At 27.0% G+C, this 25,578-nt stretch carries 16 protein-coding genes and 2 pseudogenes; 10 read left to right on the plus strand and 8 right to left on the minus strand.

Translation table 4 applies throughout. From position 1 onward, the window contains the following. Window positions 1-458: 458 nt before the first annotated feature. The 4 genes from AACK93_RS06995 to AACK93_RS07010 form a co-directional block, all read right to left on the minus strand. Window positions 459-3,506 carry a DNA polymerase III subunit alpha gene (locus AACK93_RS06995; protein WP_339024316.1) on the minus strand — a complete coding sequence of 1,016 codons (3,048 nt, stop codon included), beginning with the start codon at window positions 3,504-3,506 and terminating at the stop codon, window positions 459-461. 196 nt (window positions 3,507-3,702) lie between these two features. Beyond that, window positions 3,703-4,890, minus strand: a complete 1,188-nt coding sequence (thiI, locus tag AACK93_RS07000; RefSeq protein WP_339024317.1) for a tRNA uracil 4-sulfurtransferase ThiI — start codon at window positions 4,888-4,890, stop codon at window positions 3,703-3,705. Between the two features lie 22 nt (window positions 4,891-4,912). Further along, window positions 4,913-5,065 (minus strand): hypothetical protein, encoded by a 153-nt coding sequence (locus AACK93_RS07005; RefSeq protein ID WP_339024318.1) that lies wholly within the window; start codon window positions 5,063-5,065, stop codon window positions 4,913-4,915. A gap of 728 nt (window positions 5,066-5,793) precedes the next feature. Further along, window positions 5,794-6,795: a hypothetical protein gene (locus AACK93_RS07010; RefSeq protein ID WP_339024319.1), complete on the minus strand. Its 1,002-nt coding sequence runs from the start codon at window positions 6,793-6,795 to the stop codon at window positions 5,794-5,796. Between the two features lie 688 nt (window positions 6,796-7,483). Here AACK93_RS07010 and rpmE point away from each other — a divergent pair. From rpmE to AACK93_RS07060, 10 genes and pseudogenes are all read left to right on the plus strand, one after another. Further along, window positions 7,484-7,696 (plus strand): annotated as a pseudogene (gene rpmE, locus AACK93_RS08205) (50S ribosomal protein L31); the annotation flags it as partial. Window positions 7,697-8,183: 487 nt separating this feature from the next. After that, window positions 8,184-9,379 (plus strand): annotated as a pseudogene (locus tag AACK93_RS07020) (IS256 family transposase). A gap of 170 nt (window positions 9,380-9,549) precedes the next feature. Next, window positions 9,550-11,481 (plus strand): hypothetical protein, encoded by a 1,932-nt coding sequence (locus AACK93_RS07025; protein WP_339024321.1) that lies wholly within the window; start codon window positions 9,550-9,552, stop codon window positions 11,479-11,481. Window positions 11,482-11,495: 14 nt separating this feature from the next. Further along, entirely contained in the window at window positions 11,496-12,449 is a 954-nt protein-coding gene (locus AACK93_RS07030; RefSeq protein ID WP_339024322.1) for a bifunctional oligoribonuclease/PAP phosphatase NrnA, read from the plus strand. Continuing rightward, complete coding sequence (locus AACK93_RS07035; protein WP_339024323.1) at window positions 12,449-13,102, plus strand: thymidine kinase; 654 nt, start codon at window positions 12,449-12,451, stop codon at window positions 13,100-13,102. The genes AACK93_RS07030 and AACK93_RS07035 overlap by 1 nt, the downstream gene beginning before the upstream one ends. Further along, a complete protein-coding gene (prfA, locus tag AACK93_RS07040) occupies window positions 13,053-14,132 on the plus strand; it encodes a peptide chain release factor 1 (RefSeq protein ID WP_339024324.1) in 1,080 nt (359 codons plus the stop codon). Before AACK93_RS07035 ends, prfA begins: the two co-directional genes overlap by 50 nt. Window positions 14,133-14,134: 2 nt before the next feature. Then, window positions 14,135-14,977 (plus strand): peptide chain release factor N(5)-glutamine methyltransferase, encoded by an 843-nt coding sequence (prmC, locus tag AACK93_RS07045; protein WP_339024325.1) that lies wholly within the window; start codon window positions 14,135-14,137, stop codon window positions 14,975-14,977. 57 nt (window positions 14,978-15,034) lie between these two features. Beyond that, on the plus strand, window positions 15,035-16,606 hold the full coding sequence (locus AACK93_RS07050) for a hypothetical protein (protein WP_339024326.1): 1,572 nt from the start codon (window positions 15,035-15,037) through the stop codon (window positions 16,604-16,606). Window positions 16,607-17,061: 455 nt separating this feature from the next. Next, window positions 17,062-18,846 carry an oligoendopeptidase F gene (pepF, locus tag AACK93_RS07055; RefSeq protein ID WP_339024327.1) on the plus strand — a complete coding sequence of 595 codons (1,785 nt, stop codon included), beginning with the start codon at window positions 17,062-17,064 and terminating at the stop codon, window positions 18,844-18,846. 934 nt (window positions 18,847-19,780) lie between these two features. After that, the gene (locus AACK93_RS07060) at window positions 19,781-21,148 is read left to right on the plus strand and encodes a M17 family metallopeptidase (protein WP_339024328.1); all 1,368 of its coding nucleotides are present in this window, start codon (window positions 19,781-19,783) and stop codon (window positions 21,146-21,148) included. A gap of 85 nt (window positions 21,149-21,233) precedes the next feature. On the opposite strand, the gene tuf is transcribed toward AACK93_RS07060, so the two are convergent. From tuf to rpsL, 4 genes are all read right to left on the minus strand, one after another. Next, window positions 21,234-22,421: an elongation factor Tu gene (gene tuf / locus AACK93_RS07065; protein ID WP_339024329.1), complete on the minus strand. Its 1,188-nt coding sequence runs from the start codon at window positions 22,419-22,421 to the stop codon at window positions 21,234-21,236. Between the two features lie 98 nt (window positions 22,422-22,519). Beyond that, window positions 22,520-24,601 carry an elongation factor G gene (gene fusA / locus AACK93_RS07070; protein ID WP_339024330.1) on the minus strand — a complete coding sequence of 694 codons (2,082 nt, stop codon included), beginning with the start codon at window positions 24,599-24,601 and terminating at the stop codon, window positions 22,520-22,522. A 23-nt stretch (window positions 24,602-24,624) separates the two neighbouring features. After that, window positions 24,625-25,092, minus strand: coding sequence for a 30S ribosomal protein S7 (gene rpsG / locus AACK93_RS07075; protein ID WP_339024331.1), 468 nt, complete (start codon window positions 25,090-25,092; stop codon window positions 24,625-24,627). Between the two features lie 23 nt (window positions 25,093-25,115). Next, entirely contained in the window at window positions 25,116-25,529 is a 414-nt protein-coding gene (gene rpsL / locus AACK93_RS07080) for a 30S ribosomal protein S12 (protein WP_339025469.1), read from the minus strand. Between the last annotated feature and the right edge of the window lie 49 nt (window positions 25,530-25,578).

Here is a 25,578-nt window from a genome sequence, read left to right on the forward strand (position 1 = left end):
AACATTATAACATAAAGTTATTATTTTCTTGTTAATATATATGATGGACGCATAAAGTTTTGTTAGGTAGGAAAAGATTTGAATACGTATTAAGACAGTCAGCAATGATTGTCTTTTTATTTTATAAGATGTTAAAAATTTGTTCTTTGAAAATTAAATACAAGTGAATTAATAATGTTGGTATGTATTAAAGCACGATAAATTGTTGGTGGTCGCCATAACCAAAAGAAGTTTACCAGTTGATAGATAACATCCTATTAGCTATAGCAATTTGTTTCATTTTGCAATAAAAAAATGAATGGGGTGGATTTCCTAAAAAGGGTTGACACTCCATATAGTAAATGATTATTTTTTATTTTTTTAAAAATACCTAAGAAAACTAAACGCGACCATCTTGTTATATGTATATGGTTTCTAAAAATAAAAAAATCTTATCTAATTTAGATAAGATTTTTTCCTTAAATAATTATTACTTTTAAAGTTCGTAAAACTAAATGAATTTTATTATTATACTTTTCAACAGTAGCATTAATTAAAACAATATTATTTTCTTTAAGTTGTTCTTGGCATTGAGCATATATGCTACTAAAAACTGTCACATCAATTGTTCCATAATCATCACTTACTGTTAAAAAACACATATACTGGCCATCTTTAGTTTTAATTTGTTTAACACGATTAATAAGAACTAATACTTTAACCTTTCAATTAATTAATTTATCTAAATTTTGTAATTTAATAATTTCTTTCTCTAATTGCAATTGCTTTTTAATTAACAATAAAGGGCGGGTTTGTAAATAGAAACCGAAATATTTTAATTCATCTTGAGCTTTTTCTAATAAATTATCTGGTTCTTTTTTTAAATTAGGCATTGCTACCAAATCATAATTTAGAGTGATATTATCATTAGTTGATACCTGAATTAATTGTGCATAACGAAAAGCTAGTGTCATATTTAATTTCATGGTTTTTCGTGAGATTTTAAATTCATCCAAAGCTCCGGCAGCAATTAATGCTTCTAATACAGCTGTATTTAAGCCTTTAAGCATCATTCTCGCCACAAACGAGAAATAATCATTATATTGTCCATTAGTTTCTCTTTCAACATATATTGCTTCATACATTGCCGCCCCTACTTGCTTAATTATCGTTAATGGTACTCTAAGCATATTATTTTCAATAATAAAATTTTCTGCTGAATAATTAACTGACGGTGGCAATATTTTTAGATGATACCTTTGACATTCTTTAAGATACTGTTCAATTTTATTAGCACTAGCAACGACACTAGTTAATAATACGCACATAAATTGTAATGAATAATTGGCTTTCAAATAAGCCATTCAATAGCCTAATAATGAATACGATACCGCATGACTTCGATTAAAACCATAACTAGCAAACTGATTAATATCATCATAAATTTGCTTAACAGTTTTTTCATCATAACCATTAGCAACACCAGAAGTAATAAATTCTTTACTTAATAAGGTCATCTCGTTCTGATTTTTTTTACTAATTGCTCTTCTTAAAATATCAGCTTTTGCTAATGAAAAATTAGCAATTTTTTGCGCAATTAAAATAATTTGTTCTTGATAAACAATAATTCCATAAGTTGTTTTTAATATTGGCTCTAAATCAGGATGTAAATAGCAAACCACTTCTTGTTTTAACCTTCTTTTAATATATGTCTTAATATATTCTTGCGGACCAGGGCGAAATAATGAACTAGTAACAACAATATCTTCTAAAGTTTTTAGTTGCATGGTTGCTAAAATTTGTTGCATTCCTTTAGACTCTAACTGAAAAATACCAGCTGTATATCCTTCACTTAATAATTGATATGTTTTATCATCATTTAAAAGTATTTTATCTAAACTAATAACCATTGATAAATCTTTATTAATCAAATCAAGAATTTGTTTTAAAATTGTTAAATTTCTTAAACCTAAAAGATCCATTTTTAATAATCCTAATGATTCTAAATGATTCATTGAATATTGCGTTAAATAGATATTGTTATAACCTTTTTGAATCGGAACAATTTGCATTATCGGTAATTGTGATAAAACAACACCAGCAGCATGCGTTCCAAATTGTCGTGGTAAACCAATAATTTTTTTTGCTAATAAAAATAACTGCAGATATTGCATCATATACACTTGTAAAATTTCAATTTTACTAACGGCTAATGATAAATCTAAATTTAAATCTAATGGCACCGCTTTACTGATTTTATCAATAATATCTAAAGGAATATTTAATACTCTTCCTGTGTCTTTAAGGGCAATTTTACAAGTAATTGTTTGAAAAGTAATAATTTGGGCAACATTATTTTTGCCATATTTTCCAACTAAATATTTTATTACTTCTTCTCGGCGATCATCTTGAAAATCAATATCAATATCCGGCATTGATATTCGTTGCGGATTTAAGAACCTTTCAAAAATTAAATCATATTTTATCGGGTCAACAATAGAAATTTGTAATAAAAATGCTACTAAACTCCCGGCAACAGACCCTCTTCCCGGGCCAACCATAATATTTTGCTCACGAGCATATTTAACATAATCATAAACAATAAGAAAATAATTAGCAAAACCCATTTCACAAATAATTGATAATTCATGAGATAATCGTTGTTGATAACGCCGATCATTATTAATTTCCTTATTATTTTGTAATCGTTGTAAACATAAGTTTTGCAAATATTCATTGCTATTAACACCAATCGGTGTCGGATACTGTAACATATTTTCCTTAATATTAAATTGTAAGTGTAAATTAACATTATTAATTAACTGTTGCAAATTAGTTATTAATATTTGTTCATATTCACAATAAATATCAAATGATAATAAATAATGATAATCACCAAAATCATTAATATTAGTTTCTGCTAACGATTTTTGTTCCTTAATAGCCTCAATTAACTGTAATGTTTGTTTATCATCAGGTTGTAAATATTTCACTAAATTACAAGGAACAACTAATTGATGATTATCAATTCAATATTGAACATTATTAAGATTATTCTGATTAATTCCCATATATGTGAGAGCCTTTTTTTGAATTCTTGTTAAATATTCAGATTGCATTGTTAAAGACATTGTTAAAGCATTTTGTGGTTTAAAAATAACAATAATTTCATTTAAATGTTCTAATAATTGCTTACAACTAATTGTTGAGTTATTAGAAATAGCAATTATTGAAGAAATAAGACAAAGTTGTTCATAACCTTGCTGATTTTTAGCAATAACAATTAATTCTAATTTAAGATTATGAGCAATATCTAACACATCAATATCAATACCGATAATTGGTTTAATATTATATTTTTGGCATTGTTCATAAAATCGCATCGACCCAAACATTGTATTCTTATCAGTCAATGCTAAAACCGAAAGATTATTTTTAATTGCAAAATTAAAATAATCTTTTAATTTTAACGGTGAACTTAATAGTGAATACTCACTATGAACATTTAAATTAATAATTATTTTCACCTACTTTTTTTCAAAATTAGATCCTGTCTAAAATTCTATGTCTCAATAATTTATTCTGAATTCTATTAAGAAGAAGTAAAACAAAAAATTATAAAAAAGCAAAAACCCCCTGATACAATTGATAAAGCTGCTGATTATTTTTTAGAATTAAAATTTGAAGACAGAGTGAATTTAAGTTAATTACTTAGAAACACAGTTAATTGGACAGTCCCGAAAATATATATATATTATTTTCAACTGTTAATGCTAAAATTTCTTCTCACAAAATGCTTTGCTCTTGTTTCTTAACAATAGCAATTATTGGTTTAATTACCGGGTCTTGAGGAACAAATAATGAACAACAATCCTTAAAAGGAATAATTGATGTTTCATAAGTATTAATATTTTTTGCAATATTAATAATTTCATTTTTATCATAAGTAATTAATGGCCGCAAAATTACCATATCACTAGCATCATCAATAACTGATAAACTTTCAATTGTTTGCGATGCTACTTGTCCTAAAGAATCACCAGTTGCTAAAATTTTAATACGCAATTTTCTTGCTAAATGATTAGCAATGCGCATAAACATTCGGCGCATAATTGTAATCTGATACGATGATAAAGGAATATGTTTTAACTCTTGTTGTAAACTGCTAAAATTACATATATATAATTTTGAAACAACATTACCGCCACAAACTCCTAAGATTTTAACTAAATTAATAACTTTTTGTAATGATTCATCTTTAGTATATGGCGGGGTTATAAAATGTAAATAATGAACTTCCAATCCTCGTTTCATTAATAAATAAGCACTAACTGGTGAATCAATCCCGCCACTCATAAGTAATAATACTTTTCCGGCAATACCAACAGGATAACCTTTTAATCCGGTAATTTTATTTAACATAATAAAAGCATTATCAATTTGAATTTCTAAATATATCGTTAATTGTGGATTTGTTAAATCAACTTGACAATCTTTTTTATAATCTAAAATTAATCCAGCAATAACATTAATTATTTCTAAAGAATTACAATGAAATTTTTTATCAATACGATTAATATCCAATTTAAATGATTTAAATTCTAAATTACTAATCAATTTCAAAATTTCCTTCTGAATAACACTTAAATCTTTAATAATTTGTTTAGCAAAAGAAAACGAAGTAATTCCAAAAGTATTTCTAATAATATTAGTAATTTGTTCAATTTCAATAGGATTAGTTTGGTGTTGATTTAAATAAATCAACATCCGGCTATGTGTTGTGACAATATTTAAATATTTAAATGCTATTAACCTAACTTTTAAATTTTTTTCTAACTGATTAATAAATAAATAACGATTCTTGCCTTTAGTTGATAATTCACCATAACGAATTAAAATAGTATCATTCATTTTTAATTATTCCTACTTTCTATTATCCTTTTTGCAATCTTTTATATAAACGATGCTCATGCGAATATTCTAATGCTTGTAATACTAACTGTAATGCATCTTCATAATTAGCATTGTTATAAATTAACTGTGAACTTTTAATTTTATTGTTAACACTATCTCATCAATAGTACAAAATTTATAATCATATATAATTGCTTGTTGAATTAATTGATCAATGATAGCAATACTTTTGATTTTACTATGCAATTTATAAATATTATCTTTTAATAAATATAACTTGCGTAATAATCGCTTTTGTTCTTGTAAATCATCACTTAATACTAATTAATTCCTTAAGTTCCAAAAATGAGTTATAAACATCACTAATCCGGTCTTTGAAATTATAAGCAATTTTTTGATAAGTAATTTTATTTAATTTAGCATTTAATTACATTAATAAAATTCTTAAATTCGAGAGTGGCTTTTTTAATTGTTTTTCTTCTTCAGTTTTTTGCGTTAATAATTTATATACTTGTTCTAAATGAACTTGGGTTTTTAAAACATTTTCTAAAATTTTTACTTGTAGTTTAACTAATTAATGATAAGAATTAGTTTTTGTTTGATTCATAATCACAATTAATTCATTCATTTGCGAACTTAAATTTTTAACTAATTTTTGACTATTATTAATTATTTCTTTTTTCATTGGCAAAAATAAATAAACGGTTTCAATTTGTATTAACTCTTTTTTTAAATTTTAAAAGATATTTTCAATTAGTTCAACTACTTTAATGATTGGCTCATAATAAGTTGAAAAAATTGTTTTTAAATCTTTTTATTTTTGCGTTTGATAATTAAAATTAGCTAGCAAAACCAGAATTTTTTCAACTCTGACTTGTCCTTTTTTATATTTTAAATTATCTAACATTTTTTTAAAACTTGCTGAACTTGAAGATTAACACCATCAAATAAATTAACAAACTGCTCTTGAAGAACAATATCATTTCCTTTATTCATATATAAAGTAGTCATTTGTTTTAATTGCTTAGGAATAACTTTATATACAATCGTTAATAACTGTGGAATTTTATCTAAAATTTCTGTAAATGAAATTAAACCAATAACAATCTTATTAAGAATTTGATATGACTTCAAAAATACTCCTTTAGTTAGTTCAATTTTAAAATTATATAACATATTTTGTAAAACATTAATTAAATAATCTAATTTTTTAGAATTTATTGCCACATGAATTTGTAATTTAGTAGCATTATTAACTAACTGATTAAAAAAACTTTTATATAATAGACTTGGTATATAACCTTTAATTTTATCTACTATTTTGATAATATTACTTTTTAGTTGAAGTACAAATTTTAGATAAATACAAAGATAAAAATGAATTTTATAGTTTAATAGGCACAAAATGTTATAGTTATGTGCCAAGTCTAATGATGTTTGTTCGCGTTGAGTTAATTCAATTTTAAGAGCATTTTCATAATCTAACAATAGGGATCGTGATTTTTTACTTAATTTATTAATTTTTGCTAATAATTGTTTTAATTTATATAAACTAAATTTATTAATATCTTGCTGATCTTGTTTTAAAATTATTAATGATTCATTTATTAATGATAATAATTCTTGACTATTGCTTTCATAAAGAAAAATTCGATACGGTAAAATTGTTTCAAATTCGTGATGATAACTAGAAATTTCTGATAACCGATATAGTCTTTGACGAAGTGGTAATAATTTAATTATTTCTAAATAATTAATGATTTTACCTTCTAAAAATTTTCTTTGATGAAAAATAAATAATAATATTTGTCATATTATAAGAATAAATATTAACAGTAAAATTAAACCGGTTATTAATCAATGATATCAATTTCATTCTTTTAAACTAATAAATAATTTCATTATTTAAAATCCTCGCATCTGCATTTCATCTTTAATTATAACACAAATTTTATTACATAAAATTAAGCAAACTTTTAATTTTGTAGAAACCACAGATGTTTTGCACATTTGGTTTTTATAAACTTTTAGGGGGTATATTCTTTTGGCAGTAATATTTTGTATCGAATGCGATAGCAAAAGTTATGTTGTTGGTAATAAAAATGCGGTTGGAATCTGTAATTCTTGTGACGAAAATGGCTTTTAAATTTTAAAAGAAGTTATAAATTTAAAAAATTTAAACGAAAAACAAAGATTAGTAGTGTTTGGCCGCATAAAGTTTTGTTAGGCAGAAAAAGAAAGGTTTAAATAATTTTGAAAGAAAAACAATCATAATTTAATTATCATTTTATTTAAAAAATAAATAATAAAACAAAATATTTAACATTAACAAACAAAATCTCAATAAAAGGTTATAAAAACCAAAGAAAACGCTTATAAAAACAACATTAAAATAAGTTTTTACAACAAAAATCATACATAAGAAATATATACTTAATTTGCATATTGAAATAATTTATAGTAAATGATTATTTTTTCTTTTTCTAAAAATATCTAAGAAAACTAAACGCGATCATGCGTCCTCCCTGATTTTGTAATTAACACAATATATGTTATTATTTGATAGTGGAAATATTTTAGAGGTGAAACAATGAGTAAAAAAGGTCAAGAGAATGCTATTAATTATTATGAAGCAGAAATTACTTGTATAACATGTTCTAATGTTTTTGCTGTTGGTTCAACCAAGGGGAAAGAAATTAGAGTAGATACTTGTTCAAAATGTCATCCTTTTTATACTGGTCAGCAACAATCAATGCGTGCTGATGGACAAGTAGAAAAGTTTGTCAAACAACAAGCAAAACAACAAGAAATTTTAAAGAAACAAATTGTAAATGCTAAAAATCAAAAACCAATAGTTAAAGATACAAGTAAAAAAAGTGATAAGTTAACAGAAGTATCATTAGAAGACTTGAAAAATTCTTTAAAAAAATAGTTTAAAACTCGCTAAATAGTGGACGCATAAAGTTTTATTAGGTAGGTAAAGAAAGATTTAAATAATTTTGAAAGAAAAACAATCATAATTTAATTATCATTTTATTTAAAAAATAAATAATAAAACAAAATATTTAATATCAACAAACATAATCTCAATAAAAGGTTATAAAAAATAAGCAAAATACTTATAAAAAAACATTAAAATAAGTTTTTACAAAAGAAATCACACATAAGAAATATATGCTTAATTTGCATGTTGAAATATATATATATTTATGGTGCTGTCCAAAATTCCGTGTCTCGATAATTCATTCTAAATTATACTTAAACGAAGGAGAACAGAAAATGACAAAAAAATAAAAAAAGAACCTGATGCAATTGATAAAGTTGTGGATTATTTTTTAGAAAATATTGATAATCCACAAGATTTATTTAAAAGTAATAATATTTTTCAGGAATTTACCAGAAAATTAACTGAAAGAATGTTAAATGCAGAAATTAAAGATCATCTTGAAACAGATGATAACTATAACAAAAGAAATGGTAGTACACCAAAAACCATTATTACTAAAAATGGTTCAATTGCAATTGATGTACCAAGAGATCAAAATAGTACTTTTGAACCAGTAATTATTCCAAAAAGACAAAAAAGATTTGATAACTTTGATCAAAAAGTAATTTCTTTATATGCAAGAAGAATGATAATTTCTGATATCAAAGCACAATTACAAGAATTCTATCACGGAACAGAAATTTCAGAAAGTTTAATTAGTCAAATAACTGATGATGTTATTGAAGAAGTTAAAATGTGATCAAACTAAACCTTTAGAGAAGATTTATCCGATTGTTTATTTTGATTGTATTGTTGTTAAAGTAAAGCAAGATAAACGAATAATAAATAAAGCAGTTTATCTTGCCTTAGGAATTAATTTAGATGGTTTAAAAGATATTTTAGGAATGTGAATTAGCGAGAATGAGGGAGCCAAATTTTGACTGAATAATAATCTTACGGAAATGAAAAATCGCGGATTACAAGATATTCTTGTTGCTTGTAGTGATAATTTAACAGAAATGTCTGATGCAATAGAAGCTGTTTTTCCAAAAACACAACATCAATTATGTATTGTTCATCAAATTCGTTACTTACAAAGACCGTAAACTGGTAGCTAATGATTTAAAATCAATTTATACAGTAATTAATGAAGATACAGCTTTACTTGCTTTAGACAATTTTGCTGAAAAGTGAGATAAAAAATACCCCCAAATTGCTAAATCATGAAAAAATAACTAAGATAATTTAATAATTTTTCTTGAATATACCCAAGAATTTAGAAGAATTATTTATACAACTAATGCAATAGAGTCTGTTAATAGTCAATTAAGAAAAATCGTTAAAAATAAAAAGATTTTTCCTAATGACACATCAGTTTTTAAAATATTTTATTTAGCATTTCAAAATATGGTTAATAAATGAACGATGCCAATTCAAAATTGGGGTAGTGCAATTTCACATTTAATGATAAAATTTGAGGACAGAGTGAATTTAAGTTAATTACTTAGAGACACAGTTAATTGTACAATCCCATAATTTTATAATAAATGATTATTTTTTCTTTTTCTAAAAATATCTAAGAAAACTAAACGCGATCAATTATAGTGAGTTTTTTCGTATTATTTTTAGTTTATCGTATAATGTAATGAGACCAAGAAATAGGTGATTTTGTGATATTAGAACTTAAGAATATTGTTGTTAAACAAAAAGATATTGTTATTTTAAAAAATATTTCTTTTGATATTTTTAATAATGATGTTTGTGTTTTGATTACTAATTCTTATGAAGAAAAAAATGTTTTATTTAAAGCTTTTAAAGATGGTAAAAATTTAGAAACAGGGCAAATAATTTTTAATGAAGAAAATATCACAACGAAATTACCAAAAAAACGACCGTTAGCGTTAATTTTTCCGCAAAAATTTCTTTTTTCAATTTTTTCAATTCCTTGAAAATTAACTAGTTTATATTTAAAAAATAAAAATTTTTATTTACAGGCTAAACAGGATTATCGTGATGCTAAACATCATTTAAATGATTTAATTAATAATGGTGTTAATGTTGATAAGAAAAAATATAAAGATCGGTTACGAGATTTTAATGAGGATTTTCTTGAAAATAGTCTGATTCTTGAAGAAACACGGATTAATAAATATTATGAGTTTATTAACAAATTTCACCAAACAGCAATTAAACAAATTATGAGTGATGTTAATGCTAGTAATACTTCAATTTTAACGCAAAGATTTCAAAGTTGAGTTGTAGAAGCGGAAAAATTAACCATTTTAAATAGTCGGTTAACTTTTTTACAAGCTTTATGGGATAAAATTTTTATTTTAACAAGAATGGAAAAAAGTTGTCATTGTCATCAAGGACATAAGGGAAATAATCGTTCATTTAAGATGAAAGAAGTAGCATTTGTTGCTAATGAGTTTTTAGAAACTTTAGATGGTGAAATTACTGAATTAAGAAAAAATATTTTACAAGCGGAAATTGATACAAAAGCATATGAGAAAAACTTTTGAAAGTTAGTTAAAAGCATTGAATATCAACATAAAAATGCTGATTTTATTCGTTTGAAAAAAAGTAATAAGTTTAAGCAGTGAAAGCAAGCAACCAGAGAATATCGCAATAAATTTTATTTTCAACAAGGAAAAATTATTAGTGAAATTTTATTTTCAGAAATTAAAATGCTCCAAGGAAAGATTATGAATGAAACTTATATTTATCATCAATTGCTTTTAAATGGTTTTGATAAGATTAGTGTAAAAAAGTTTAAAAATGAAGTTCATACCGCTAGTAGAGCAGTTATTAGGGTTCGTCAACAAGCTTGACTACAAGTAAAGAATATTATTGATGATATTGAGTTAAAAGGTTTAAAGTTTAGTTTTATTTGACAATTTACTGGTTGAGATCGAATTAAGTTGCAAATTGCTATTGCTCTTATTCAACAAAAACGGCTACTTATTATTGATGATACTTTAGTTAAACAATCTAAACAATATAAAAATGAGTTTGGTCATTTAATTGAAAAACTTCAAAAGAATTATAATTTAACGATTCTTATTATTAGTAAATATGGTTATCGTATTATTGATGTTGCTCAAAAAGTTATTATTTTACAAAATGGTGATATTATTCAGCAAGATACAAAAGAAAATATTATTGCTCAACCTTTTAATAAAGATGTTTTACAGTCGATTAGTTCACCACATTTAAATTGGTTTGGGTACTTTAATTATACTGAATCGTGGTTATTAATTGATAATATTAATATTGTTAGTTTAAAGACGCTTTATATGGAAAATAAAAATTTTAGTTTTAATGTTGGTATTCTACCAGAAAAAATTGTTCCTGATTTTTATAAGCAAAAAATAAAACCTATTAATAAGCAACCACTTTACGGATGAGTTATTAAGTTAAAAAAAATGCGTAAAGGTGATTGATTACTTGATGTAATTTTAAATGATAATAAAATTATTAAAGTAATAGCCACCCCCTCAAATAATAAAAAATTTTTAAAAGAAGAAATTAAATTTAATATTTTGTCAGGGGGTATTTATTTATTTGATAGTAAAACAGATCAATTAATTAAAAGATGGTAGAGGAGAATAATAAAATGACTAAACAAATCTGAGAGAAGATAAAAGAATATTCCACGGTAATAATTTTGCGCCATATTAACCCTGATGGTGATGCTTATGGCGTACAATTTGGTTTAAAACATTTAATTGATTCTAATTTGCCTCATATTAGAGTTTTAACTGGTGGTGTTAGTTTATTAGACTTGAATTATATCGGTCGCTGTGATGATGTTAAGGGAGCGGACTATCGTGATGCTTTAGTAATTATTGGTGATTGTGCTAATGCCGAAAGAGTTGATGGTGTTGGTTGAGAAAAAGGAAAATATAAGATTAAAATTGATCATCATCCATTTTATGAACAATATGCCGATTTAGAGTGAATTGATGATGCGGCACCATCAGCAAGTGAAATGATAGCAAAATTAGCTTTAGATAATAACTTGCAAGTTACAAAGAAAGCTGCTAAAGCGATATTTCATGGAATGGTAACTGATACCGGAAGGTTTCTTTATGGTAATTTACGGCCAGAAACTTTTTTATTAGCAAATTTTTTAATGACAACAGATTTTAATATTGAACAACTTTATAATAATTTGTATCAACGGCCAATGAATATTATTAAATTTCAAGCATTTGCTTTGAGTAATTTTACTGTTACTGATAATGGTGTTGCTTTTTTAAAGTTAACACCAGATATTTTAAAAGAATTTTTAATTACTAAAGAAAAAGCTAATAATTTAGTTAATCTTTTAGGTAGTATTTTGGGAGTACATATGTGAGCATTTTGTAGTCAAGATGAAAATGATGAATTTATTAAAATTAGTATTAGGAGTGCGGGATTGAAAATTAATGATTTAGCAGCAAAATATGGGGGGGGTGGTCATCATCGCGCAGCTGGTGTGAAAACTAATTCTTGACATACTGTTGATGCATTATTAAATGATTTGAATTTGTTAGCAAAGAATATTAATCAAAGTGAGGGTAAATAATGTATGTGCGTTATAAAGATGGATGAATTGAAGTAATTAGTGGTTGTATGTTTGCTGGTAAAACTGAAGAATTAATGCGACGAATAAATATGTTATTATTTGCTAATAAAAAAATTCAAATTTTTAAACCAATGATTGATAATCGCTATGATGAAGAAGAAATTGTTAGTCATAGTAAAAGAAAGATTAAAGCAATAAGAATTCGTGATGCTCGACAATTAATTGAATTTTTACATAATGATACCGAAGTTATTGCAATTGATGAAATTCAGTTTTTTACAAGTGATATTTTAATAGTTTTAGAACAATTAGCAGATCAGGGGAAGAGGATTATTGTTGCTGGTTTAGATAAAGATTTTCGTGGTGAACCTTTTAAATGTATGCAAGAACTATTAACAAGAGCTGAATTTGTTACTAAATTAGAAGCAATATGTGTTAAATGTCATTCGCCAGCAACAAGAACCCAAAGAATAATTAATGGGTTACCTGCTAGTTATCATGACCCGATTGTTTTAATTGGTGCCAATGAATTTTATGAGGCACGCTGTCTTCATTGTCATATTGTTAATGATTATCCACAAACCAATATTAAGGAGAATAAAAATGAATGTCAAAACCCGAGAACGATTGGAAACAATGAAACATCGTTATAATGAAATTAATAGTTTACTAAGTCAATCTGATATTAATAATAATATTGAATTGTTAACTAAGTTATCTAAAGAAAGAGCTAAACTTAGTGATACAGTAGTGCTATATATGAAATATCTTAGTATTGAAAGTAATCTTCAAGAAATTAAAAATATTTTTCAAAATGAAAAAAATGCTGATTTGCTAAATTTAGCAAAAGAAGAATTAAAAGGTAATGAAGAATCATTGTTCCTCGTTGAACAACAATTAACAGTTGCCTTATTGTCGACAAACCCTAATGATGATAAAAATGTTATTATTGAAATTCGTGGTGCTGCCGGTGGTGATGAAGCTAATATTTTTGCTGGTGATTTATATCGGATGTATTTAAGATATTGTGAATCACAAAATTGAAAAATAGAACTTTTAGATGCACGAATATCAAATTCTGGTGGTTTTTCGCAAATTTCATTTTTGATTAAAGGTGAAAAAGTATATGCAAAAATGAAATTTGAAGCCGGTAGTCATCGCGTGCAAAGAATTCCTAAAACAGAATCACAAGGAAGAGTTCATACTTCTACAGCTACGGTTGTTGTCTTGCCAGAAGCCAATGCTTTAGATGTTAATGTTAAACCATCAGAATTCAAAATTGATACTTATCGAGCTTCTGGCGCCGGAGGACAACATGTTAATACTACTGATTCAGCGGTGCGCATTACTCATTTTCCAACTGGAATTGTAGCAACTTCACAAGATGGTCGCAGTCAACATGATAATAAGAATAAAGCTTTAAAAGTGTTACTTGCTAAAATTTATGAAGCTAAACTTGAAGCTCAACAAAATGAATTGGGAATATTAAGAAAAAATGCTGTTGGTAGTGGTGTGCGTGCAGAAAAAATTCGAACATATAATTATCCTCAAAATCGTGTTAGTGATCATCGGATTAATTTGACATTAAATAAACTTGATCGGATTATGATGGGTGAACTTAATGAAATTATTAACGCTTTAATTGATGATGAACAAAAAATAAAAATGGGAATGGAAGATTAGTTATGAATTATCATCAGTTATTACAAAAGAGTCAAAAATTATATGCTGATTATCGTAGTCACCATTGTAAATGATTATTATCTCATTTAACAGGTTATTCATTGCAAGAATTATATTCTAATTTAGATATTGAAAGTAAAGTTAGTGAAGAAGACTTTTATGCTTTAATTAATGTTAATTTACAAGGAAAACCGTTGGCATATATTTTAGGCTATCAAACTTTTTTGGAGCGAGATTTTATTGTTAATTCTAATGTTTTTATTCCGCGTACTGAAACGCAAGAATTAGTAGAAAATGTTTTGTATTATGTTGCTGACTATTTTCAAGATGTAAAGCAAATTAAAGTTCTTGATGTTGCTACTGGTAGTGGTGCTATTGCTATTAGTTTAGCATTAGAAGAAGCAAAACTTTTTGTTGTGGCTAGTGATATTAGTAGTGAAGCTTTGAAAGTTGCAAAAGCTAATGCGATGAATCTTAATTGTCAAAATATTAAATTTGTTAATAGTAATTTGTTAGCATCCTTTATTAATAATGATGATAAGTTTGATATTTTAGTATGTAATCCGCCTTATATTGGTATTGATGAACAGATTGAAAATACGGTTAAAGATTATGAACCAAATTTGGCATTATTTGCTACTGATAATGGTTTGTTTTTCTATAAATTAATTTTTAAACAAGTAAAAACAATAATGAATAATAAATATTTATTAGCCTTTGAATTTGGTTATTCACAAAAAGCGACTTTAGAAATATTAGTAAAGCAATATTTTGCGACTAGTGAATATGAATTTATTAAAGATATTAATGGTAAATGAAGAATGCTTTTTATTTACAATGAATAATAAATAATTTTATAGTAAAATAATAACATTAGAAAATAAAGAATTAGGTGAAATAAAATGAAGGGGAAAGCAACAAAACCATTGTTAATATCACTTTTTTTAATTCTTTTGTCAGCACCAGGAATTGCTTTTCTTATTGTTTTGGTTAATGATTCATTAGTTACAACTTTTACTAATGATCTTAATGCTTTTACAAGAGAAGAATATTACTTACAATATTTTCAAGATAATTATAATTTTTCTTTGGAAAATAATAAAATACTTTTACAATATTTATCTGATTTTTATGATTTTAAAATAATTACCAGTATGAATACTCAACTTGCCTATACAATTACGGGAACTTCATTAGTATTTTTAGGAATTTTTATTATTTTAGGGGGGGCATTTTTTTTAAATAAAAAATGAAAAACAACAAAAGCACTAGTGGTTGTTTTATTAATTTTTTGAATTATAACAATTGTTGGTTTTGCGTTATTAGCTGGTGGTCAATGTAAATATCAATGAACTAATGAAATAACTTTAAATTCGCTAGTAAAAATTAAGGATGCTAAAGATATTATCATTATTCCCAATCCTTATCATTTTGAGATTGAAGAATTTCATCAATTTTTAGTGGTGTTATCTGGTAAAAAAATTCATTCTGAAGCTATTGACTGATTTAAAAATTTTCTTTTTAAAGAATTTTATCAAAAGTTAATTAATTTAAAAGGAAATAATAATGAGTGAACTAGTGAAGTTGGTATTTGATGAGTTTTTCTTATTCAAGCAACATTGGTGTCTTTAATTGTTGCTTTTGATTATACTAGTTATGCTAGTCATTTAGTGAAGCCTTTTTTTGTTTTTAATAAACGGGAAAAAATTTTATTATTTGGTCAAAATTGGTTTCGAAAAACTTGGGTTTCTTTTAAACAACCAACAATTTGAAATGTTTTGCGAATTTCAATTTTTTTAATTTCATTATTTATTTTAATTGAAATTATTTTGATTATTGCTAATTTTCTTAATAAAGATTTAGTAAATCTTTATGATTTGTTATCAAAATTTTCTTATGGTCATAATAATCCTAGAAATATTCTTGAAATTCCTGGACAACCACAAGAAATTATTCGTGAGACTTTTTTGATTGAAATTTTGGCACCGATTTATTATTATCCTAATTTACTAACTGTTTTTGTTGTTCAATTTGTACCAATTTTAAGTTTAACATTTTTAATAATTATTTGAAGTGTATCTTTTGTTCTTATTAAAAAAATATCTTATTTATCTCGTGGTTCAATAATCTTATTTTATACTTTTTTTCTGCCAATTATTTTTTCTGGTTTATTTCTTTTTACATATTCACAAACTAATACTAATAATTTAATTGCTGTTGCTAATGATATGATTTATAAACTTAAAGAAAAATATCCTGATTTTCAAGTTTCATATTACAAATCATCCTTATTTGGGGGGGTTATTTCTAATACTGTTGAGTGAATTGTATTTAGTGTTGAAATTATTTTTCTTGTTGGCTTTTCAATTATTATTTCTTTTTTGTTATGGAAAATTTATCAACAAGATAATTTAAAAATAAAAATGGCAATTCCTAATTTTATTTTAGAAAAGAAAAAAGAGTTAAGAAAGTAAAAAGAACATCTAAAAAATAAAAAGGGAAATAAAATGTTTGGAATGGCAACCCTTTTTAGGACAATTTATGGGACGCATAAAGTTTTGTTAGGTAGTAAAAAAAGATTTAAATAATTTTGAAAGAAAAATAATCATAATTTAATTATCATTTTATTTGAAAAATAAATAATAAAACAAAATATTTAATATCAACAAACATAATCTCAATAAAAGATTATAAAAACTAAAAAAACGCTTATAAAAACAACATCAAAATAATTTTTTACAACAAAAATCATACATAAGAATATATACTTAATTTGCATATTGAAATAATTTATAATAAATGATTATTTTTTCTTTTTCTAAAAATACCTAAGAAAACTAAACGCGACCTTATACATTTTTGATTGTACAAATGCTGTAATATATTGATATAATCATAAAATAGATAATTAGAGAAGAGGATATAATTAATGAAACGAATTAATACTGATAAAAAATATCAATGAGATTTAAGTTATTTATTTACTAGCGATGATGAATGAGTGAAGGCGTTACAAAACTATATTAATCATTATGGGAAATTGTATAATTTAAAAGGAAAATTACATCAACAAGAAAATTTTAAGCAATATGTTTTATTATCAGAAGCGGGAGAAATTTTAAATGCAAAACTTTCTCAATATTTACATTATGGTAGTTTAGATACTACTGATGAACGGTTTATTAATTTAAGTAATTTAATGATGAATGAATCATTAAAAATTCAAACTAAAATGTCATTTGTTGAACCGGAATTAAAACAAATTGGTGTGGAAAAAATTATGCAAATGTTAGCAAGTGATTCTGAATTAGCAAATTTTGAATATGATTTTCGGTCATTTTTTGAAAAAGTAAAATATTTATTAACAAAAGAACAAGAGGAATTATTAAATAATGTTGCTAAAACGCGAAGTACTAGTTATCAACTTTATGATTTATTAGCATATGCTGATAAGGAAAAACAATATCTCGATTATGATGGTGAAAAACAGGAATTAACAGAATCATTGGCAACTACAATAGCACAATTATCACGTCCAAAAGAAGATCAAAAATTAAGACGAGAAGCTAGTATTTTATTAAACAAACATTTAATTACAAAGAAGCATTCATTAGCTAAAGTGTATGAAGATATTATTCAATTTAGTGTTGAAGAAGTTAAATTAAGAAACTATGAAAGTTCATTGCAAGCATCATTATTAGGTGATAAAATATTGCCAGATATGTATTTAAATTTATTAGAAGTTGGAAAAGAATATATAAATTTATATCGTCGTTTTATTAAAATTAAACAAAAATATTTTCAATTAGATAAGTTTTATGCGACTGATAGTTATTTATTAATTAACAAAACGGAAAATAATGAGTATTCTGTTATGCAAGGGATTGCGATGGTAAGAGCAGCTTTTCAACCATTGGGAGAAGAATATTTAAAGATGTTAGATATTGCTTTATCACCAGGGCGAATTGATTATTTTGAAGATACTAACAAACGCAGCGGGGCATATTCGTCATCAGGCAAAGGTGTTGAACCAATTATTTTAATGAATTGAGATGATTCATTACGGTCTGTTGCTACTTTAGCACATGAATTAGGTCATTCCGTGCATACATTATTTTCTAATAAATATCAACCGCCTAATTTAGCGCAATATCCAATTATTTTAGCAGAAGTGGCATCAACTTTTAATGAACATCTTTTATTTAAATATCTGTATATGCAAGTTAAAGAAAAAGATGAACAAATTTATTTATTGGAAACAAGAATTAATGATTTAATGGCTACTTTCTTTCGTCAAATTCAGTTTGCTAAGTTTGAATTGGAGGCTCATAAATTGGTTGAACAAGAGCAACCGATTAACGCTAGTATTTTAGCGAAACTATTTAAAGATATTTCAATTGAGTATGGTTATGATGTTTATGATGAAATTGCTGATGATGCCATTTATGCTTGACCACGAATTTTGCATTTCTTTAATTCCCCTTATTATGTTTATAAATATGCTACTTCGGTGGCGACTTCGTTTAAGTTATATGATGATTTTGAAAAGGGTAATAAAGATAACATTTTGAATTTTCTTAAAGCAGGGGGACATAAAGAACCAATGTTAATTTTGCAAGATGTCGTCGGGATTGATTTAGCACTGAAAGCAACCTATATACCGTTAATGGAGCATTTAAAGCAACTATTGGATGAATTGGAAAAATTATTATAGCTTTAAAAATATCCGTTTAGTATAAATATAATGAGTATTGTTAAAATTGGGTGATGTTGTCGTTTTTAGAAAATATTTTCAACGGAAATCATTTAATTTTAGATATAATAATGTCATTATAAGTTTAAGAAAAATATTTATGTTTTAAGGAGTTGATAGTTTTTGAATTTATCAAGGAAAGTTTAAAAAATATAAGTAATTAAAAATAGGGGGGTAGTTAATTGCTAAATGCTTAATCTAAAATCAGGAGAGAGACTTATAAAAAAACCAGTTTTTTTAAAAATATTTTATTTAAAAATAGCAATATATTTATTATTATAGACTTGGTACATAACTATAACATTTTATGCCTTGCCTATTAGACTATAAAATTCATTTTTGTCTTTGTATTTATCTAACATTTATACTTCACTTAAAAAATAATATTATCAAAATAGTAGATAAAATTAAAGGTTATGTACCAAGTCTTATATATTTTATTGTTAATTCCGATTTCTAATCGCACGCAATGAAACATTTTATAATTTTTTTAAATTAAAATCAGCGGTTGGTGAATATGAATATGCTGATTATAAAGTTATTAAATTAGGTCGCGTTTATTTTTCTTAGTTATTTTTAGAGAAAGAAAAAATAATCATTTACTATAAATTATTTCAATATTCAAATTAAGTATATATTTCTTATGTATGATTTTTGTTGTAAAAAAATTATTTTGATGTTGTTTTTATAAGCGTTTTCCTTGGTTTTTATAACCTTTTATTGAGATTTTGTTTGTTGATATTAAATATTTTGTTTTATTACTTATTTTTTAAATAAAATGATAATTAAATTGTCGTTGCTTTTTATTAAAAATTATTTAAACCTTTTCCTACCTAACAAAACTTTATGCGTCCGTGTTATAATTTATATAATTTTATTATATAGGAGGAAAAATATGATTAACTTAATAAAAGAACCACAACAAAACATTGTAACTTTAAAAGCTATTTTTGAAGGTGAAGAAATTAAGTACGCCGTTGAACAATCCGAAGGGATTACAACCTTAATCGACTCAGAAAAAATCCTTTTCGTTTACTTTAAAGAAAAGAAAATGACATTTTTTAAATTACAGCAATGAATGAAAAAGTTTAGCAGTGCCAGCACCAACACTCGCGAATTAAATATTGATGTTGCTAGTTTTACAACTGATGATTTTAATGAACAATTATCATTACAAGCCATTAGTGAAGCCATTTTATATACCCAACATCAAGTAATATCTTATAAACAAGAAAAAAAGCAAGAAAAAGCAAACTATTATCTAATTACTAATATTAGTGATAGCACCGAAATTTTTAATCTTGCTCAAATTAAACTAGATAGTGTTAATTTAACAAGAAACTTACAAGATACACCGCCAAACTTAATGTATCCAGAAATCTTTGCTCAAGATATTCAAAAAGTTTTTGAAGTCATTGATAATGTTAAAATTACCATTTTAGATAAAAAAGCAATTATCGAAAATAAAATGGGTCTTTTACTAGCTGTTGCTAATGGTAGCCACAATGACCCCCGAGTTGTTATAATTGAATACACAGGAAATACTAACAGTAAAGAAAAAATTGGTTTAGTTGGCAAAGGAATTACCTTTGATTCTGGTGGTTATTCATTAAAACCAGCAGCTTCAATGATTAATATGAAATTTGATATGTCGGGCGCCGCTATTGTTTGTTCAACATTATTAGCCATTGCTAAAATTAAACCTCCAATTAATGTTGTTACTGTTGCTTGCTTAACTGAAAATCGCATCGGGTGTCATGCAACACTAGTTGAAGCTGTAGCAACAGCAATGAACGGTAAAACTGTTGAAATCTTAAATACCGATGCTGAAGGACGCTTGGTTTTAGCTGATGGTATTACGTATGCTATTAGAAATAAAAATGCTACTAAAATTATTGATGTTGCTACTTTAACCGGAGCAATCGTGGTATCTCTAGGAAAGCACGCCACTGGTGTATTTAGTAATAATAACGATTTTTACAATCAATTTGAACAAGCAAGTAATTTAAGCAAAGAACGCATTTGAAGAATGCCAATCTACAAAGAAAACATTGAAGAAGTGCAATGCTCACAAATAGCTGACTTAGCAAATATTGGAAAAATTCGTGATATGGGTTCATCACAAGCGGCTGCTTTCTTACAAGAATTTGTTGAAGAAAAACCTTTCATTCACTTAGATATTGCCGGAACAGCTGATACCGATTCTCGTGGCAATGGGGTCATGGTTAAAACATTAGTTGAACTTTTAAGTAGAGTTAAATAGTAATAATTTGTAAAATTAAAAAGTTATCTATTTCAAATAGATAACTTTTTCTTTGTTTTTTATTTTAGTTTATTTTTTAGAATTTTTATTCTAAAATCTTATTAATTATTCCTGAAGCCACGGTTTTACCACCTTCACGAATAGCAAATTGTGTTCCTTCTTCTAAAGCAACTTTAGTATTTAACTCAACAGTTATTTCAGTATTATCACCGGGCATCACAAAATCAACACCAGCAGGTAAGGTAACTGTTCCAGTTACATCTGAAGAATGTAAGTAAAATTGTGGTTGATAATTACTTTTAGTTGCTGTATGACGACCACCTTCAGTTTTTGTTAATAAGTAAATTTCTGCCTGAAATTTACTATGAGGCGTAACTGTTCCTGGTTTACATAAAACTTGTCCTCTTCTTACGGCATCTTTTTCAACGCCCCGTAATAAGATTCCAACATTATCACCAGCTCTAGCTTCATCCAGTGTTTTGTGACCAGTTTCAATACTTGTAGCAATACTTTTAATTACTTTATCACCAAACCCAACAATTTCTACCGCTTCCCCGGGTTTTAATATTCCCCGATCAACAAGACCAGTAGCAACCGTTCCGCGACCAGGAACACTCACAACACTTCCAACTGACATCATAAATGGCTTATTTAAATCTCGCTCTGGAGTTGGAATAAAGTCATCAACAGCTTTCATTAATTCAAGAATTTTTGCTTCTTGTTCTGGATCACCATTTAACGCTTTTAACGCTGAACCTTCAATAATTGGTGTATTGGTACCATCAAAACCATGTTTAGTTAATAATTCTCTAATATCATCTTCTGCTAAAATTAGCATATCATGATCATCAAGTAAATCAACTTTATTTAAATAAACAACTAATTTTTTAATCCCCACATTTTTAGCTAATAAAACATGCTCATTAGTTTGTGGCATTGCGCCATCAGTTGCAGCAACAACTAAAATTGCTCCATCCATCTGTTTTGCACCAGTAATCATATTTTTTACATAATCGGCGTGCCCCGGGGCATCAATATGTCCATAATGTCTTGCTTCAGTTTCATAATCAACATGGGCAATATTAATTGTAATCCCTCTTGCTTTCTCTTCTGGTGCCGCATCAATCTCATCATATTTTCTTGCTGTTGCTCCACCTTGTTTTGCTAATACTGAAGTAATCGCTGCTGTTAAAGTTGTTTTACCATGGTCAACATGACCAATTGTTCCAATATTAACATGCGGTTTATTTCTTGAAAATGCCGCTTTTGCCATTTCATTTCTCCCTTTCATTTTTATTACTACTTTTTTTAAAAAAGATATTTATATCTTATCTTAAATTTATCTTAAAATTCAAGTTGCTAACAATAAAATTATTGTTCTTGTCTTGAATTTTGGGCAACAATTTTTTCACTAACCGATTTTGGTGTTTCTTGATAGTGAGAAAACTGCATTGTATAACTTGCTCTCCCTTGTGTAAAGGATCTAAGATCAGTTGCATACCCAAACATTTCTGCTAAGGGTACTTTAGCTTTAATAACTTGAATATTACCTCTTTGCTCACTGCCTTCAATCTGGCCTCTTCTTGAAGAAAGATTTCCCACCACATCACCATAATATGCTTCTGGTGCCACGACTTCAACAATCATAATTGGTTCTAACAATACTGGTTGTGAATGCTTCTTAATTTCTTTTAAAGCCATTGAGGCCGCAATCTTAAATGCCATCTCAGATGAATCAACATCATGATATGACCCATCAAATAATGTTGCTTTAATATCAATTAATGGATATCCTGCTAAAACACCACCAGGCAAACTAGCTTCTAGTCCTGCTTTAACAGAATTAATATATTCGCGCGAAACTCTTCCGCCAACAATCTTATCAATAAATTCAAACCCTTTATCTGGATTAGGTTCAAATTTAATTCATACATGGCCATATTGTCCGCGGCCACCTGATTGTTTAATATATTTACCTTCACAATCAGATGAAACTTTAATAGTTTCACGATATGATACTTGTGGATTTCCAACATTTACTTCAACTTTAAATTCTCGTTTCATGCGATCAACAATAATATCTAGATGTAATTCACCCATTCCGGCAACAATTGTTTGTGCGGTTTCATTATCAGTTCATGTTTTAAATGTCGGATCCTCTTCGGCAAGTTTTGATAGCGCTAAACTCATTTTATCTTGATCAGCTTTAGTTTTCGGTTCTAATGCTAAAGAAATAACTGGTTCTGGAAAAATCATTGATTCTAAAACAATCGCATGCTTTTCATCACACAAAGTATCACCAGTAGTTGTATCTTTCAAACCAACAGCCGCCGCAATATCACCAGCATATACTTCTTGAACTTCTTCACGGTTATTGGCATGCATTTTTAATAATCTTCCAATGCGTTGTTGTTTATCTTTAGTGGAATTCAAGATATAAGAACCTGAGTTTAATACCCCTGAATAAACACGAAAGAAAGTTAACTTTCCGACATAAGGGTCGGTCATAATTTTAAATGCTAAGGCAGCAAAAGGTTCATCATCAGATGATTTTCTTTTTGCTTCTTCACCATTACGAAGCACTCCTTTAATGGCCGGAATATCTAATGGCGATGGTAAATAATCAACAACGGCATCTAATAATAACTTAATACCTTTATTTTTAAACGCTGATCCACAAACAACAGGAAAGAATTCGGCTGTTAAAGTAACACTACGAATCGCTCGTTTAATTTGTTCAACATCAATCGCTTCGCCTTCTAAATATTGCATCGCTAACTCATCATCAAGTTTAGCAAGTGCTTCAATTAAATTACTGCGCTTTTCTTTAACTAGTTCTTGTAATTCGTTAGGGATAGGAATTTCCTCTACTGTTTCATGAGCATCATTTTGATTATAATGATATGCTTTCATTTCAACCAAATCAATAATATCATCAAAATTATCTTCGCTACCAATTGGCAATTGAATTGGATGAGCATTACCTTGTAAACGGTCATGAATTGTATTAATAGAATATAAGAAATCGGCACCAATTTTATCCATTTTATTAATAAACACAATTCTTGGTACCTTATAAGTAGTTGCTTGCCTTCAAACTGTTTCTGTTTGTGGTTCCACACCTGACTGAGCATCTAAAACCGCAATTGCACCATCTAATACTCGTAATGATCGCTCTACTTCAACAGTAAAATCAACATGCCCTGGAGTATCAATAATATTAACTCTGAAATCTCTTCAAACCGCTGTTGTTGCTGCTGAAGTAATCGTAATTCCGCGTTCTTGTTCTTGAGCCATTCAATCCATTTGTGAACCACCATCATGGGTTTCTCTAGCTTTATGAATTCTTTTAGTATGTACCAAAATTCTCTCAGTAACCGTAGTCTTACCAGCATCAATATGAGCTATAACTCCAATATTACGAGTTTTTTTTAAACTATATTCTCTTGGCACCCTCTATCCCTACTCCTCTTAAATTATCAACGAAAATGAGCAAAGGCTTTGTTCGCTTCTGCCATTTTTTCGATGTCCTCTTTTTTCTTAACAGCGCCACCTATACCATTTGATGCATCAATAATTTCTGCTGCCAACTTTTCTTCCATACATTTTCCATTACGACTATGTGAATAATTAATTAATCATCTAAGACTCAATGTCATTTTTCGCTCTTCATATACCTCAATAGGTACTTGATAATTAGCACCACCAATTCTTCTTACTTTCAACTCCAATTGTGGTGAAACATTATTTAATGCTTTATTAAAAATATTCAATGGATCATCATTTGTTTTTTCTTTAATAATATAAAAAGCTTGATAAAAAATTGTTTGGGCAATTCCTCTTTTACCATCAACCATAATTTTATTAATTGCTCTCGTAACCAACTTTGAATTATATATTGGATCTGGTAAAACATCTCTTTTTTCTGCTCTTCTTTTACGCATATAATAGCCCCTTTCTTAAACTATTACTTTTTAGGTTTCTTTGTTCCATAAATTGAACAACCTTGTTTTCGCCCTTCAACACCAGCCGCATCTAAAGCACCACGAATAATACGATAACGAACCCCTGGTAAATCCTTCGTTCTTCCGCCTTGAATAATTACCGCTGAATACTCCTGCAAGTTATGTCCTTCACCAGGAATGTATGCTGTTACTTCTTCACCATTAGTTAATCGCACACGAGCATACTTTCTTAAAGCCGAGTTAGGTTTTTTTGGCGTTCTTGTAGCAACTTTTGAACATACTCCTCGTTTTTGGGGAGAAAAATTAGTAGTTTGCTTTTTTTTTAATGAGTTTAATCCTCGTCCTAATGACGGTGATTTTGACTTACTAACTTTTACTTTTCTTCGCTTACGAATCAATTGATTAATTGTTGGCATAATTAATACTCCTTTCATTCTTTCATCGTGTTATTATTTTATACACACG

The organism is Spiroplasma endosymbiont of Agriotes lineatus, assembly GCF_964019485.1.
GTDB lineage: Bacteria > Bacillota_I > Bacilli_A > Mycoplasmatales > Nriv7 > Nriv7.